Raw genomic sequence first — 14,764 nt, forward strand, 5'->3', positions numbered from 1 at the left:
GAAGACTATAGGGCTCTCTTGCCCTTTAACCTAAACCCTCTAAATTAATTTTCTCTTTCAATGCAACCCGTATTTGCCCGAACGAATACGTAGAATCATATCTATTGGAGCGAGAAACTAAAAAAGACTGTTGTACAACGCCAGAGCCGGCGATACCGTCATTATAGTTGGGGTTATCTTGAGGACGATGAAAAGCATTATGCGCGTATAAATAAGCCTCTTCTGCACTGGGGAAAACCATGAAGCCGTCCTCGGGGATTTTGGCAAATGATTGTTCTATTTCTGTTGCGAGAGGGGTGTGCCATTCTCTTTCTTTCGTTTGCACCAATACTGGGGAGCCAAGGATAAACAGGCGCTGTACAGGAGGAATTGAGTTACGCCAGTGGCGGCAGACAGCTCCTGCCAAAACCTTTGCTCGCGTATCGAAGAAAGAGCTCAGATGATCAACTACCTCAGCAGGAGCTGTAGCAGCGGTTAATTTACCCATATGTACACCCTTATTTAAATCATTGATAATCAAGAACGCAAAAGCATAAAGTTGTTCATTAAGTTGACAGTCAGAGGTTACCATAAACGCTTAGGCTGGTCCAAGGATTATACAGTATGATTGTAATTTATCTCTTTGTCGGTATGTTTACAGGCTTACTAGCCATGTTGTTTGGCTTTGGTGGTGGCTTTGTGGTTGTCCCTATCTTATTTTGGCTCTTACCTTTACACGGTGTGGCGATAGACTTGGCTATGCATGTTGCGATTGGTACTTCACTCATGCTGATGTTAATCAACATGGTGTATACCACAGCGTTGCACTTTCGTAGCCAAAATTTAGATATTCCCTTACTCAAGCAAATGCTGCCTTTGTTAATTTTGGGTGCCATTATCGGTGCATCAACTGCAAGTATGATCGATTCGCAATGGTTAAGATATATTTTTATGACTTTAATAGGATTGGTTTTATTACGCACAATTAAACAGGAATTTTTTAAAAAGGGTTCATCTGTAGCAAGAAAACCAAGTAAAACCACGTTAAGACTATTAAGTCTCATAACGGGTACGATTGCCTCACTGTTGGGAATTGGTGGCAGTGTAATTATTGTGCCTTTTTTCAGGTATTACCGTGTCCCGATGAATAAGGTATCCGGGTTAGCGAATGCTCTTGCTATTCCAAGTGGCGTGGTGGGGAGTATTATTTTCGCATTGGCAGGCTCTCAAGAAACCCATCTTCCACCCTATAGTACAGGCTATATCTATTGGCCTGCAGTACTCGGTATTTTTATTGGTAGTACCCTGGGAGTAAGGGTAGGAGGCTATTTAAGTAAAATTATGCCTGATATCTTGTATGGAAAAATTTATGCGTTGTTATTGTTAATAGTATTTATTAGCATGGCCCTTCACTAGGGACCAGCTATATTTCTACTATCTCGGCACTTGTGCCATGATCTTCTGTGCTTCGCTGCTCACATACTTATGGGTATGCTCCGCTGCGATGCTCGAATATCAAGGTATAAGCACTCTAGCTAGCGAAAGGTATAATTATTTTGTTTCTTTCGCTCTGTTGATTGTTCCCAACTTGCGAGCATGGTATAAAATTCTCTCTGTTTGTCACGCTCTAATCTACAAAGGGGGTTTAAAAATGTCACAAAAATTTGGTGAGATAACGAAAGGAATTAGTACGCAGTTGGCTAAAATGCGTAAGGAAATGCCAGAAGTGATGGCAGGCTTTTCTTCGTTGGCACAGGCTGCGACAAAAGATGGGGTTTTGGATAAAAAGACTAAAGAATTAATTGCAATGGCTTTGGCGGTTGCTAATCGTTGCCCAGGATGCATAGGTTTTCATTCCCAGGCGCTAGTGAAATTGCAAACGACTCGCGAAGAGTTGATGGAAACTTTAGGCATGGCTGTTTATATGGGAGGGGGGCCCTCATTAATGTACGCTGCTGAAGCGCTGGAGGCGTTTGAAGAGTTTAGCAATTAGGTATATCAACCAGCTTTCAGTGTTTGAAGGCTGGTATTTAAAGCAAGCATTTCGAAAGTATGGGCAATTCTTCTTTAACTCCGTTGTAAAAATCTATAAGCAATAAGGCGGCTCCCAATAGCGCAAGGGCGATCCCGGTAGCAAGAATGAACTGGTTGGCTGGCAGGCTTAACGGCAAGAGTACGGCGAGCATGACCAAACCATATCCTGCCCCTTTTTCCCAAGAGAATTGGTAACTCGTTTCAACCGGGGTTGGGATTACTACGTTGCTCGCTTTAGATGGGTTAAAAAAAGTTAATTCTTTCCTTGTTTCAATGAGTCCGCTTAATTCCTTACCGAGATGAGGCGTTTTCGGTTTATATTCAAAGCCCGTAGCAGCAAAAGAGGCTAGATTAGCCAAAGCATATATCCAACAGGCTTTTACTGAAAAAGGCTGCTGTGCGCCCTTTATAAATTGAACGTTAAGATCGTATTGTGAAGCATATTTAGTAATATCTTTTTGGGCGGTGACCCCCTCGCCTGAACTATTGGTTCGGGAGTCCGTAGCAACAATTCTTATAAATGCCCCGCTCTTATCTGTTTCAGCGAATAAGGCATGCCAATGAGCTGCTTCAAGAGTAGAATAATGGCGCATATGACAAATTTTTATATTTGGAGTGCCTCTATACTTCTCGAATTTTTTTATAAATTTGTCATTTTGGTACACGCCTAATTCAGCGAGCGATTCATCAAACGAATCAACACTAAAGATAATTTGGGACGCTGGGTTGTGGAGCGGCGCCAGGGCTTTAACAAGTTTGGTAAAGAGATCTCCCAGGGCTGCTGGTACAGGGAATTTCTCAGTAAAGCCCAGTGGTTGTTGTTCTTGCATCATATGCGATAGAATGCCCATGGTTCCCCCACTTTTTAACTATTATTTAAACGCGAACTCCTTTTTTTCAAAAACTCAAATGAACCACAGTTTTAATGGGCTAAGAGCTCACTCATATGTTGCATTTGATTATCATGGGCAGTTTGAGCAGGGCAAGGATAATTCTTGGTAACTCCTAACCAGGCTACTTGCGAAACAGTCATTTTATCTTTATCACTTTGTTGACTTGAGATTTCACGATACGTTTGCAGAATAATGCCATTGAGGGTAATGGCGTTTAAAGTTGTTCCTGGAGGAAGACAAAACAATGCTCTACCATGGCTTTTCGCTGCTTCGTTCGCTTGAATTAAGGTTTCAGCAATGCTTTCATTGGCAATGATTAGCACATTTCGTGCAGATCTCGCCCATGCCTGGGCTTGCGGATCAGCCTTCATTTCCATTTGCGGGATATTATTAGAGATATTCATGTAATGGTCCATTGTGTCTGCCTGGAGGCAGCAGGAGCAGACAAAAAAGAAGAGGCAAACTAAAAGACGCATGATTATTTCCCTGACAGAGGTTTAGGCCATTGTATCCAGTAAGTAATAATGTTGTGGATTAGATTTACAAACAAAAGGGCCACATTCGATGAATGTACTGATTCCGTTAGCAAGAATCAAGAGCAGGAAAAAGCCCATTAGTAGATAAAGCCAGCGACTGGGAGGCGCGTTGTTTTCTTCTAAAAATTCTTGTTCAAATAATTGAGCAATAGCAATTACAGCGATAATGACAACGAAACCAATCGCAGACCAGGTGTAGAGATACAAGCCAAGTAAGGGAGATCCATAACCTAAATCACCCGGTGCAACATGGAGAAACACTTGACGTAAGGCAATACCAAGTCCCAGAAGCGATGCTAGGGTCATTAACCCATAATGCGAAATTTTAATACCGGTTGTGAGATTCATACACAAGCAAAGACCGATACCTATAAAGCAAGCTCGTTGTAAGAGGCAAAGCGGGCAGGGTAAGTCATGGTTGTATAGTTGATCATAAAAGGCAAACAATAAAACTGCGCAGACCAGAATAAGGCCAAAACAATTACCCCATCGATGAATCTTGTTTTGAGTAATCATAGATGCACCAGGTGGCTGTGATAGTTAAACCAAAACGTAGTCAATAACAAACAAACCAGGAATTGCAATTTTACAAAGCGATTGGGTTTAAAAACAATTTGTAACCCAACAGCAAAATAGCAAAGATACAATAAAGTCATCATGATGGTTAGAGGAGTGAGTTAATATCTATTCTTAGTATACCCAAGGTGAGTAGACAAACCCTAGTCCTAATTAAGATCATCTGGCTAGACTGGCTAGCCAGAGGAAAAAAAGGCCATTCATTTAATCAGCATATCTCATTTACTAATATAAATAGTTTTCATATAAGCGAGTAAACTATCTTTGTTCACCGGTGCTTGTGTTAGCCCTATGTATTTGTCGGGACGAATTAACAATGCTGTTGTTTGTTGGATGGCAAACTGTTGGTGTACTTCTTGATTGTCATCGATTAAGACAGAGTCCAGGTGGAGTGCCTCATTAGAATCTGATAGCACCACATGAACCTGGATGATTTCTTTAAACTGCTGATTGATTAGAGCTGCGGTTTCAAGTAGAGCGGGAAATTGACTCTTAGTTTGCCCGGCGAACAAGAATAAATGATGCATCGTTCCTTGAATCATTTGATGCAATTGTTTTTTTTCTTTACTGTGAATATCGGTGAATGAGAAATTTGGAGCAAATTCACCAATTTTAAATTTCGTGGGAATGCCCAAGGTCTTTACAATGGGGCTATTGGCATAAGAAATGGATAATTCAGCCATATCCCTTGTAAAATAACGCTTAACGAACTTGAAAGAGGTAATAAAACGAACGAGTGTATTACGCGAATAGATAAGGAATGGATTCCTGATAGTAATCAGCTTGGTCAGAAAGTCTGTTTTTTTCAATACTTCTTTGCCGATGGGGTAACGTTCCTTGTGATAACTATCCAATAAACTGTCTTGTGCCAAGCCTTTTTTTACCAAGGCCAATTTCCAAATCAAATTATAAATATCTTGTATTCCTGTATTGAGACCCTGGCCCCCCATCGGGCTATGAATATGCGCGGCATCCCCTGCAAAAAATACCCTGCCATGCCGGTATTGCTGGATTTGTCGGTGATGAATACCGAATTGTGTAATCCAGAGCGGGTTAGATAAGGTGGCACTCTCACTACAACGTTGTATAAAGGCTTGTTCTATATCCTGCATAGTAGGGGTGTCATTTATTGTGGAACCCTCGGGAGCAACCAGGACGAGTCGATAACGTTTATCCCCCATTGGAAATGCTGCCATAGGTCCGTGGTGGGTGACAAAGAGAGCCATTTTGTTTTCTGGTAAATTCCAATCAATAAGAAGATCGGCAAGCCACCAAACTTCTTTATAAGTTGAACCCAGAAAATCGGCATTAACCAAATGCCTTAGCGTACTATGAGAGCCGTCACAGGCAATAATCCAGGCAGCATTAACCTGTTCGTTGCTTCCATCAGCCTGCTTTAAAGTGGCGATGGTATGATTGCTAACGGGTTCAATTCCAGTTAACTCGGTTTGCCATTCCACTTTTAAGCCTTTTGCCATAAGTTCCGCGTATAATATTTGCTCTGTTTTATCCTGGGGCAGGTCGATAAGATAATGGCGATCGCCTTCTACAAGAGAGAAATTTACATCGACCAGCAATCTTCCATGTGCTTTAAGTAAAACCCCGTCGACTTTTAGGCCTTGGGCTAAAAACTCTTCAATAAAACCACAGTCCTCCAGAACGTCCAGGGTGCGGATATGAATCGCCAGCGCTTTGGATTTATCACTGAGTCCCGCTTTTTTATCGATAATTCGGCAACGTATACCATGCCGGGTTAATTCATTAGCACAAAATAAACCCACAGGTCCTGCACCAACCACCAATACATCCAAGATATCCTCAGCCATGATGATGCACTCCATTCATCTTAAGTCAACACGCGTGAAATCAGTAAGTTACATAATAGAGGGATTAGAACTTAAGTAAAACTTTTTTATTCATTTCTCTCATGGGCGATAAAATGAAAAATAATACGTGGGTTAGTAAGGTCGTAGGATACCTGCTTTACAGTTTCACTAAATTGGTTTTTACTAAATTCGCCAATCGTATTGCGCCAGAAATTTAATCCCCTCTCATTTTGCGGAATGACCGCTACTTCCCAGTTTCCTGAAAATTGCTGCCATATTCGTTTGGCGATCTGCTGGCCTACCCCCTGACGTTGAAATTTTGCGATGACAAAAAATTCACCTACGTTCCAGTCAACAGTCGGCGTTGTGCCCACTTTATTAATCAATACAAAACCGGCGAGTTCTTTATCTACGCGAATGAGGAAGGGATAGCGTTCTTTTTCGGTAAAGTATTTCTTGCAATCATAACATTCATAAAGACCATTCTCAGGGCAATCCCAGCCTGGCAAGAACCCACAATATCGCGACATATCGTAGACGTAAAATCGTGCCAGATTCTGTAGCCTTGGGTAATCATTTAAATCGGCGGCAACAAGATGAATTTTTGCTTCAGGTGTTTTTAGCATGGCCAAGCCTTTTTTATAAATATCTGCTTATCGTAATCCCATAAATTGACACAATTTGTTTGTTAGTGGCAACACCATTTCATCCCATGCATGATGGAATACACTTCATTATCACCAACGACTAAGTGATCCAGCAGGCGAGCATCGACTAATTCCAGGGCATGGCATAGACGTTTAGTTACTTCTCTATCCTGCGGACTGGCATCGGATAAACCAGATGGGTGATTGTGGGCCAGGATTAAGGCCGCAGCATTGAGTTTAAGTATGCGTTCAACAATAGGGCGGGGATGAATAGTCGCTGTGTTGATTGTGCCTGAAAATAATTCTTCATAAGCAAGGACTCGATGCTGATTATCTAAAAACAAGGCGACAAAGATTTCATTTTTTTTATCGCGCAATTGCCGTTTCAAATAAGCGTAGGTTTGATAAGAGTCAGTCAGCGAAATGTTTTTTTGTAAGCTGATAAAATCGCTGCGCCGACAGATCTCCTGAATTGCCTGCAATTGCAGATAACGTACCAGCCCCAGCCCTTGGATTTGTTTGAAGCTATGGTGATCGGCGTTGAGTATAGCGCGTAAATCGCCGAGTTGGTGCATTAAGTCAAACGCGAGTTGCAAGCAGCTTTTTTTATTGTTGCCCGAACTGATAAAAACAGCCAGTAATTCGGCATCCGAGAGGCTTTTAACCCCTTGAGTTAATAGTTTTTCACGCAAGCGCAATTGCTGTGCTGGTCGAGAGCCAGTCATTATTGTTATTCCTTTATGGCGAGGTTTGTGGTTTGATCGCAGATATTCTGATTAAAAAATAAAAGCCATGCAAGATTTTGCCAATAAAAAAATTGTTCTTGGGATCTGCGGAGGTATTGCGGCTTATAAGTCGGCCTATCTTGTGCGTGAATTGAGTCGTTTGGGAGCGGAGATTCGTGTCGTTATGACAGAATCCGCGCAGCAATTTATAACACCGCTAACCTTACAAGCCTTGAGTGGTCATGATGTCCGGGTTGATTTATTTGATCAGCAAGCAGAACGCGCCATGGGGCATATTGAGTTAGCGCGCTGGGCTGATTACCTGTTAATCGCCCCCGCTTCTGCCAATTGTCTGGCGAAGATGGCAAACGGCCTTGCTGATGATTTATTAACTACGCTGTATTTGGTTGCAGAAACACCGGTTATTGTTTGTCCAGCCATGAATAAAAGTATGTGGTTACACCCTGCTACGCAAGCTAATTGCGAACTATTGTCTCAACGGGGTGTTATTTTGGTAGGTCCTGAGGAAGGTTCACAGGCCTGTGGCGAACATGGATTTGGGCGTTTGAGCGAAATAGATAATATTATCAATGCATTACGCTTACATCAGGTGAGTCAGCTATTACAAGGTAAACACGTGTTGATTACAGCGGGCCCCACGCGTGAGGCAATTGATCCCGTGCGTTATGTCAGTAACCATAGTTCTGGGAAAATGGGTTATGCCCTTGCACAAGCCGCCTGTTTAGCGGGTGCGCAGGTTACTTTAATCTCCGGACCTACTTCTTTAGTGCCGCCTCCTGGCGTGTTGTGTGATTGCGTTGATTCTGCACAAGCGATGTATGAGTCAGTGATGCACCACTTGCAGACCGGTATGATTTTTATTGCGACGGCTGCTGTAGCGGATTATGGTCTGCAGACACCGGCGCAAGAGAAAATTAAAAGGCAGGATAAAAAAGAACTAACCCTTCACCTCAAGGCGAATCCGGATATTCTTGCGGCAGTTGCAGCAAGTGGTAAGGCATCCTATGTGGTAGGCTTTGCCGCTGAAACGACAGAGGTAGTCAAGCACGCGAAAGACAAATTGTGTGCTAAAAAACTTGATATGATCATTGCGAATCAGGTCGGTGGCGGTTTAGGGTTTGATAGTGATTCCAATCAGGTAACCGTGTTGACTGCAAAAGGACAAACCGAATTGCCGTTGACCCATAAAACCAGACTTGCAGGGCAAATTATTGCAATTCTGGCAGCAAATCTTCAAAATGCTGGCATTAAAAATTAGGGGAATACCATGGAACAAGCCATTCAATTAAAAATTCTCGATCCTCGTGTAGGTAACAGTATCCCGCTGCCCAGCTATGCAACGATGGGTTCGGCAGGGTTAGATTTGCGTGTTTGTATTGATGAGCCCCTGCAGATTGGGCCACAAGAAACGGTTTTGCTGCCCACAGGGCTTGCTATATATATTGCTGATCCCAATTTGGCTGCTGTTATTTTACCGCGTTCAGGCTTGGGGCATAAGCACGGGATTGTTTTGGGTAATTTGGTTGGTTTGATTGATTCTGATTATCAAGGGGAGCTAAAAATTTCCTGTTGGAATCGTAATCAGGAACATTTTACCGTGAATCCAGGAGAGCGTATTGCCCAGCTGGTTTTTTTACCCGTGGTGCGTGCTGGTTTTACTGTGGTTGATTCGTTTACAGAAAGTAGTCGTGGCCAAGGCGGCTTTGGTAGTTCCGGGAGACATTAATGGCTTATAGTCAAAGGCAGGTTGAACGTTCTGTTTTCAGAGCCTACGATATTCGTGGTGTGATTGGTAAGCAACTGGATGAGAATGCTTTTTACAGTATTGGACGTGCAATTAGCTGCCGTTTGCATGCTTTGCAGCGTAGTAAAATTTTTGTTGCCCGCGATGGTCGTTTAACGAGTGCCAATTTAGCGAATGCGTTAAAAGAAGGCCTTCTGGCTAGTGGTATTACGGTAGTCGATTTAGGTGCCGTAGCTACACCAGTCATGTATTACGCAACCTGTACTCATGAGGGTATAGATTGCGGCCTGATGGTAACAGGCAGCCATAATCCATCCGATTACAATGGTATAAAAATGGTATTGGCTGGTAAAACGCTAGTGCAGTCAGATATTGATCAACTTTACGAGTTGGTGACAGCCGGTACGCGTCAGGATGGTGTTGGTAAAGCCGAGTCGTTCGATATCATGAACGATTATACAAACCGTATTATTAGCGATATTAAACTGCAACGCCGTTTAAAAGTAGTGGTCGATTGTGGTAATGGCATTGCCGGCCCCATTATTCCCCAGGTCATCACCGCGTTAGGTTGTGACGTCATTCCCTTGTATTGTGAAGTAGATGGTCGTTTTCCTAACCATCATCCCGATCCAACCATAGAAGCAAATCTGGTTGATCTAAAAGCAATGGTTGCACACCATCAGGCAGATATCGGTTTAGCTTTTGATGGTGATGCGGATCGTTTGGGAGTCATTAGCAATTTGGGTGAAGTCATTTGGCCAGACCGTTTGTTAATGCTCTATGCGCGTGATGTTTTAAGCCGCAATAAAGAGGCAACCATCGTTTATGATGTGAAGTGCTCAAGTCATCTGGCTGAAGTCGTTCGAGCAGCGGGTGGTATTGCCAGGATGTGCCCTACAGGGCACTCCATCGTAAAGGCCGTGATGAAAGAAGAGCAAGCCGCCTTGGCTGGTGAAATGAGTGGACACATTTTCTTTAAAGATCGCTGGTATGGTTTTGATGATGCACTTTATAGCGCTTGCCGTTTATTAGAAATTATCAGTGCAAGCCCGCAAACAGTGAGCGAGCAATTTGATGCTGTTCCTAATAGCGTTAACACCCCTGAAATCAAGATTCCCATCGCTGAAGAAGAGAAATTTACTTTCATGCAACGTTTCAGTGAGCAGGCTAAATTTCCTGAAGCTCAGGTAATTACTATAGATGGTTTACGGGTTGAATTTGCCCATGGTTGGGGGTTATTACGGGCTTCTAATACAACCCCTTGCCTGGTAGCGCGTTTTGAAGCGAAAGATAAGGCTAGTCTTGAGCAAATTCAGAGTCTATTCAAGACTCAGTTGCAGCTAGTGAATAAAAACCTGGTTGTGTCATTCTAATTATCTCGTCTGGCACTGTAGTACATTTATCTACAGTGCTTATAAAAGAATTATCTCTGTCACCTGGATCTTCTTAAGGTTGCCTTAATTTTTCTCCGTTATTGTCATCGCAAATTAATAATAATGGAGTAAGAAATGCCTTTTAACATAGAGTTAGCCAAACCCTCGAGGGGCGTGTCAATTAAAGTTCAAGCGGTGAAAAATACGATAAATGTATATTTTGCGGGTCCCTACGACATTGCCGACACAGTGAGAGATAATTGGCTCGATTTACAAGCACATTTCATCACAACAATGCCTGGTTATATTGCTGAACCGGTAAGAGGTCCAGACGCTCCCCACATCAAGAAAGATCATACCCACGAAAAAGAGACAGAAGTTATGCATTGTCACAGCGAGTTTGCTTCTGAAATTACACCAGATCGTTTTTCTGCATACATCAATAACATGTTTGCCCAGCAGCAAGAAGGGAGCAATGTGATTGAAAAATATCAATTTTTTGTGGATAAAAAGGAAGTTGAGGAAATCGTCCAAAAATTTGCTATTTATTATAGTGGATATAAAAATAGCAGCACAGAAGAGCTCTATGAAGAGGCAACAACGCTAAGTCCAGAAGAACAATCTGCTTATAATAAGGCTGTAGAAGACGAAAGAGAAGCAAGGGAGCAAATGGAAGCAGCAGAAAGACTCTTTAGTCACTTACTTATCGCTACAGTGCTTGCTGATCGCCATCCCTTGTATAGAAGGCCTGAACCTCAAGAAGGTTTACCCACAGAGGAGTCAGAAGACAAGTTTGACTGTATTGTTATGTAGTTTTCCTGCACGATAAACAGCATCAGAGGCAAAGTCTTTTGATGCTGTTGTCGGGGGAATTTAGTTGTCTCGTAAACATGGATCTTAATAAAACAGGGAGAAAGGAATGTCGTTTAATGCCGTCGAATAAAATTTCTAAGGCGACTTACGCACGGCAAACAGCATTACAGCTAAGGCTTCCTGATGCTGCCGTCTGGCGATGACCTTTTCCTGCTGAATGATCTGCAAGTCGAGCTGAGTACATAATTGGCTAATATAATCAACATGATGGCTGAAACGAGCACTGGTTTGTAACTGCCAGGGTTTATCTTCGGAGATTTCGACGGTAAAGATAAAATGGCCTTCGGGCTTGAGTCGGCTGGCGATGGCAGTAAATAATTCATCAAGCTTTCCAAAATAAGGCAGTACATCGGCTGCAACGGCCAAGTCATAATGATGTTTATTCTTTTTCAAAAAGGTCTCTAATTCCGTTTCCACCAGCTTATCGTAAATTCCTTTTTCCCGTGCCTGGGTTAGCATTTTTGCCGCAATATCAACACCCGTTAAATGCTCACTAATTTCGCGCAACACGACCCCTGTTAAACCAGTCCCGCAGCCTAAATCAATCACCTCATTTAATTTATAAAGATTTAAATGATGAAGTAGTTGAGCGATTTGTTGGGGGAGAGAATAGTTTAATTGACCCTGCAAATGCTGATCATAGTACAAGGCGTAATTATTAAATAAATTAGAAGCATATTCCGGGCAGGTTGGTGGGTTTAATTCATCAGTAGCAAGTGCATGAAGCATATGCTGGCTGGCTTTATCGTCTGGATTGGCAGCAACCGCCCTTTCCAGCAAAGTACGGGCATGTTCTTTATCCTCAAGTCGAATATAGATAGCGGCTAAATTATTAAGTGCGGCAAAATGGTCCGGCTTTAATTCTAAAATTTTTTCAAAATGACTGGTTGCTTCACTCAGATGTCCAAGCGCCATTTGTGCAACGCCGGAATTATACAAGTACTCAATATTGTCAGATTCTTCTTTAAGTAACACATCGTAATGCATGAGCGCATTTTCAAAACGATCATGGTGCATAAAAGTTGCTGCTAAATTATTGCGGGCATCCAGATGATTATTATCAATAGCTAACGCATTGGTGAAATAACTTACTGCTAGTTGACCCTGCTCACGTTTGAGTGCGATCACACCCAGGTTAGTTAAGGCTTGAACATGGTGTTTGTCTTGTTCGAGCACGTTCTCAAAAGCCTGTTCTGCTTCTTCCAGTAAATTGGCTTCCAGATACAGTACACCCAGATAAAATTGTGCTTCCAGATGGTCGGGGTGTAGTGCTAAAACATTCTTGAATTGCGTTTTTGCAGCCGCTAATTCATTGTTTTGAAGTAATAGTAAGCCCAAATTAAAATGGGCAGCAGTAAAATCAGGCTCAGCATGGACTGCCAGACGATAATGATGAAGTGCCTTCGTGTATTCATTTTGCAAAGCATAGACGGTAGCCAAATTATGCTGTGCCTGAGCGTAGTCAGGAGCCAGTTGGATTGCCTTCTGGTAATAAAGAATAGCGTTATCCAGTTGATGCGAATTTTTATAAGCATTGGCCAGATTATTGTATAGACTGGCATCCTCAGGTTGCAGGCTCAAGGCTTGCTGTAAAAAATCAATAGCGGTATCCATATCTCCCAGTTGCGCATAGGCAAGGCCAAGAAAACGCAAGGCCTGTCCATGTTTGGGGGTAAGTTGCAGCAGTTTTTCATAAAGCGAAATAGCCTGCGGAAGTTTACCTTCCCGTTGTAATTGATAAGCTTCCAGAAATAAGGTGTCGTTATTCTCGTCCATAGTCTTGTCACATCAAAATTGAGAGTGGAGTTGTTTCAGAGCTTGAGCACGGTGGCTAATCGTATTTTTAATAGTAGTAGGCAATTGCGCTACTGTGCATTGATGGGTAGGTATGTAAAAAACAGGATCATAGCCGAAGCCCTGTTCGCCCGCAGGCGCATTGGCAATCCTGCCAAGTAATTTTCCAGTGGCAATAAGGGGAGTGGGGTCATTAGTGTGTTGCACCAAGGCAATCGCACAATAGAAATAAGCTTCTCGCTCGGTTGTTGCTCCAAGTTTGGTTAATAATAAAGCAATATTGTCCGCATCACTAGCATCAATACCAGCATAACGTGCTGAATAAATTCCCGGCTCGCCGTTTAAGATGGGCACCACCAAACCGGAATCATCTGCCAGAGCGGGTTTATTGCTTAAACGACTGGCATGTCTTGCTTTTAAAATGGCATTTTCGACAAAGCTTAAGCCTGTTTCTTCGGGGCTCTCTATTCCTAAAGTGGATTGGGAAATGCAATGCCAGGGAGCAAGTATAGCCTCTAATTCGGCAATTTTACCTTTATTGCTAGTGGCCAGAATAATTTCTTTCATAGTAACCAAGCGTATTCAAACAGAGGATTAAATGCTACCGATAGAAAGGGGGTTATGCTAGAATTCTTTTCATTTATTTTAGTTCCCCTATAGTTGAGGAGAAATGATATGGTAGGGACACATACCCGTACTGCCTTCCAAACCGAGCTTAAAGCACAAAAAAATGCTGCGACTTGGCAGTCCCAACAGATGAGTATTGCAGAAAGACGCAAAAAATCTCAGATTGCTGTTCATGGTCGGAATTTCATCCAGAGTGTTGAGGAATTAAAGGCTATTGTTAGCGAGACTTATGGTGAGTTGTTTTTTGAACATGGCTTCTGGGATGACCTGGTAGATAAAGCGACAGCCGCTTTAAAAACGCCTAACGAGCAGACACTAGGTCTGTTTGCTGCCAAAGTAACTTATTTAACAGAAACGCTGCAGCAATATCCAGTATCAAATGCAATTAGAGGCGCTATCAATACGATGGGAGGCGCTTTTACGACCCTAGTTGGTGCTCTCATTGCAGTCACAGGTTTATGTATGATGGCTAGTGCTGGATGCTTTGCTGGCTTTATTCTGAGTCTGGGTTTAATGGTTGCAGGTGGGATCACTACCGCAGTAGGAATCACCGAAATGAACCAAAATGCTAGATTTTCCATTGGTAGCCAAATAAGGGAGATCAGCGTTTTTGCTGGAATAGTAGTTCCAGAACTCGCGCAGAAAGCGAAATCTGCTCAGGAATCGACGCTTGCTTTTGTGTTTGTTCAACAACCGCCAGTGTATATGCCACCTACCTATGGAGCGTTTTATCAACCAACACCGCTGTATCCTCAGCCTACAGCGCCTTATCAGCCAACTTCTCAATTTCCTCCTTCCTATGTCACTGAGTCTTCTTTCAGTTAGTAAGTTGGATTGTTGGTATTGAAATAAAAATTAGTTTATCGACTGGATTGCCTGCATGGCAATCCAGCTGGTAATTGAGATCTCTCGTTTTCGTATAAACTACCTGTCTTGACCTCGGTCCAATGGTTTGGCTCTTTGTAAAAACTGAAGTTACTCCTTGGGTTTTAACGCCTTCAGCAACAACTTTCGGGCCTGGTTCATGGCCAATCTGCTACTAGTTAATTTTTCAGTGCTAGGGTATCGAGGCTTGTCTGCAACAATCTTAAGGCAGCTGTTGACCTGGCGATCTTT

17 protein-coding genes are annotated in these 14,764 nt (G+C 42.6%); 7 read left to right on the forward strand and 10 right to left on the reverse strand.

The genetic code is table 11. The annotated features are described in order from the left end of the window. Positions 1-25 precede the first annotated feature (25 nt). On the reverse strand, positions 26-487 hold the full coding sequence (locus Lfee_RS06520; protein WP_146751391.1) for an F-box protein: 462 nt from the start codon (positions 485-487) through the stop codon (positions 26-28). Between the two features lie 116 nt (positions 488-603). Here Lfee_RS06520 and Lfee_RS06525 point away from each other — a divergent pair, with 116 nt between their 5' ends. After that, positions 604-1,395: a sulfite exporter TauE/SafE family protein gene (locus tag Lfee_RS06525; RefSeq protein ID WP_058445085.1), complete on the forward strand. Its 792-nt coding sequence runs from the start codon at positions 604-606 to the stop codon at positions 1,393-1,395. A gap of 235 nt (positions 1,396-1,630) precedes the next feature. Further along, positions 1,631-1,972: a carboxymuconolactone decarboxylase family protein gene (locus tag Lfee_RS06530; protein WP_058445087.1), complete on the forward strand. Its 342-nt coding sequence runs from the start codon at positions 1,631-1,633 to the stop codon at positions 1,970-1,972. 37 nt (positions 1,973-2,009) lie between these two features. Here Lfee_RS06530 and Lfee_RS06535 read toward each other — a convergent pair whose 3' ends face one another. The 7 genes from Lfee_RS06535 to radC all read right to left on the reverse strand — a co-directional run bounded on the left by Lfee_RS06535 (position 2,010) and on the right by radC (position 7,216). Next, positions 2,010-2,864, reverse strand: a complete 855-nt coding sequence (locus tag Lfee_RS06535) for a hypothetical protein (RefSeq protein WP_058445089.1) — start codon at positions 2,862-2,864, stop codon at positions 2,010-2,012. Positions 2,865-2,935: 71 nt separating this feature from the next. Beyond that, entirely contained in the window at positions 2,936-3,382 is a 447-nt protein-coding gene (locus tag Lfee_RS06540) for a hypothetical protein (protein ID WP_058445091.1), read from the reverse strand. A 21-nt stretch (positions 3,383-3,403) separates the two neighbouring features. Beyond that, on the reverse strand, positions 3,404-3,958 hold the full coding sequence (locus Lfee_RS06545; RefSeq protein ID WP_058445093.1) for a disulfide bond formation protein B: 555 nt from the start codon (positions 3,956-3,958) through the stop codon (positions 3,404-3,406). Beyond that, positions 3,955-4,101 (reverse strand): DUF5993 family protein, encoded by a 147-nt coding sequence (locus Lfee_RS17875; protein ID WP_220270620.1) that lies wholly within the window; start codon positions 4,099-4,101, stop codon positions 3,955-3,957. The genes Lfee_RS06545 and Lfee_RS17875 overlap by 4 nt, the downstream gene beginning before the upstream one ends. Positions 4,102-4,236: 135 nt before the next feature. Continuing rightward, positions 4,237-5,844, reverse strand: a complete 1,608-nt coding sequence (locus tag Lfee_RS06550; RefSeq protein WP_058445095.1) for an FAD-dependent monooxygenase — start codon at positions 5,842-5,844, stop codon at positions 4,237-4,239. Between the two features lie 86 nt (positions 5,845-5,930). Next, a complete protein-coding gene (locus Lfee_RS06555) occupies positions 5,931-6,470 on the reverse strand; it encodes a GNAT family N-acetyltransferase (RefSeq protein WP_058445098.1) in 540 nt (179 codons plus the stop codon). Between the two features lie 62 nt (positions 6,471-6,532). After that, entirely contained in the window at positions 6,533-7,216 is a 684-nt protein-coding gene (gene radC, locus Lfee_RS06560) for a RadC family protein (protein ID WP_058445100.1), read from the reverse strand. A gap of 67 nt (positions 7,217-7,283) precedes the next feature. On the opposite strand from radC, the gene coaBC reads away from it, so the two are divergent. From coaBC to Lfee_RS06580, 4 genes are all read left to right on the forward strand, one after another. Next, positions 7,284-8,495, forward strand: coding sequence for a bifunctional phosphopantothenoylcysteine decarboxylase/phosphopantothenate--cysteine ligase CoaBC (gene coaBC, locus Lfee_RS06565; RefSeq protein ID WP_058445102.1), 1,212 nt, complete (start codon positions 7,284-7,286; stop codon positions 8,493-8,495). A 9-nt stretch (positions 8,496-8,504) separates the two neighbouring features. After that, positions 8,505-8,963, forward strand: a complete 459-nt coding sequence (dut, locus tag Lfee_RS06570; RefSeq protein ID WP_058445104.1) for a dUTP diphosphatase — start codon at positions 8,505-8,507, stop codon at positions 8,961-8,963. Beyond that, the gene (locus Lfee_RS06575; protein ID WP_058445106.1) at positions 8,963-10,354 is read left to right on the forward strand and encodes a phosphomannomutase/phosphoglucomutase; all 1,392 of its coding nucleotides are present in this window, start codon (positions 8,963-8,965) and stop codon (positions 10,352-10,354) included. The genes dut and Lfee_RS06575 overlap by 1 nt, the downstream gene beginning before the upstream one ends. Positions 10,355-10,489: 135 nt before the next feature. Continuing rightward, complete coding sequence (locus Lfee_RS06580) at positions 10,490-11,167, forward strand: hypothetical protein (RefSeq protein WP_058445107.1); 678 nt, start codon at positions 10,490-10,492, stop codon at positions 11,165-11,167. 135 nt (positions 11,168-11,302) lie between these two features. Here Lfee_RS06580 and Lfee_RS06585 read toward each other — a convergent pair whose 3' ends face one another. Next, positions 11,303-13,003, reverse strand: a complete 1,701-nt coding sequence (locus Lfee_RS06585; RefSeq protein ID WP_058445109.1) for a tetratricopeptide repeat protein — start codon at positions 13,001-13,003, stop codon at positions 11,303-11,305. A 12-nt stretch (positions 13,004-13,015) separates the two neighbouring features. Continuing rightward, positions 13,016-13,588, reverse strand: coding sequence for an RdgB/HAM1 family non-canonical purine NTP pyrophosphatase (gene rdgB, locus Lfee_RS06590; protein WP_058445111.1), 573 nt, complete (start codon positions 13,586-13,588; stop codon positions 13,016-13,018). A 108-nt stretch (positions 13,589-13,696) separates the two neighbouring features. Between rdgB and Lfee_RS06595 the strand changes: the two genes are divergently transcribed. After that, positions 13,697-14,473 carry a hypothetical protein gene (locus Lfee_RS06595; RefSeq protein ID WP_058445113.1) on the forward strand — a complete coding sequence of 259 codons (777 nt, stop codon included), beginning with the start codon at positions 13,697-13,699 and terminating at the stop codon, positions 14,471-14,473. Positions 14,474-14,764: the final 291 nt, after the last annotated feature.

Source organism: Legionella feeleii, from assembly GCF_001467625.1.
Lineage (GTDB): Bacteria > Pseudomonadota > Gammaproteobacteria > Legionellales > Legionellaceae > Tatlockia > Tatlockia feeleii.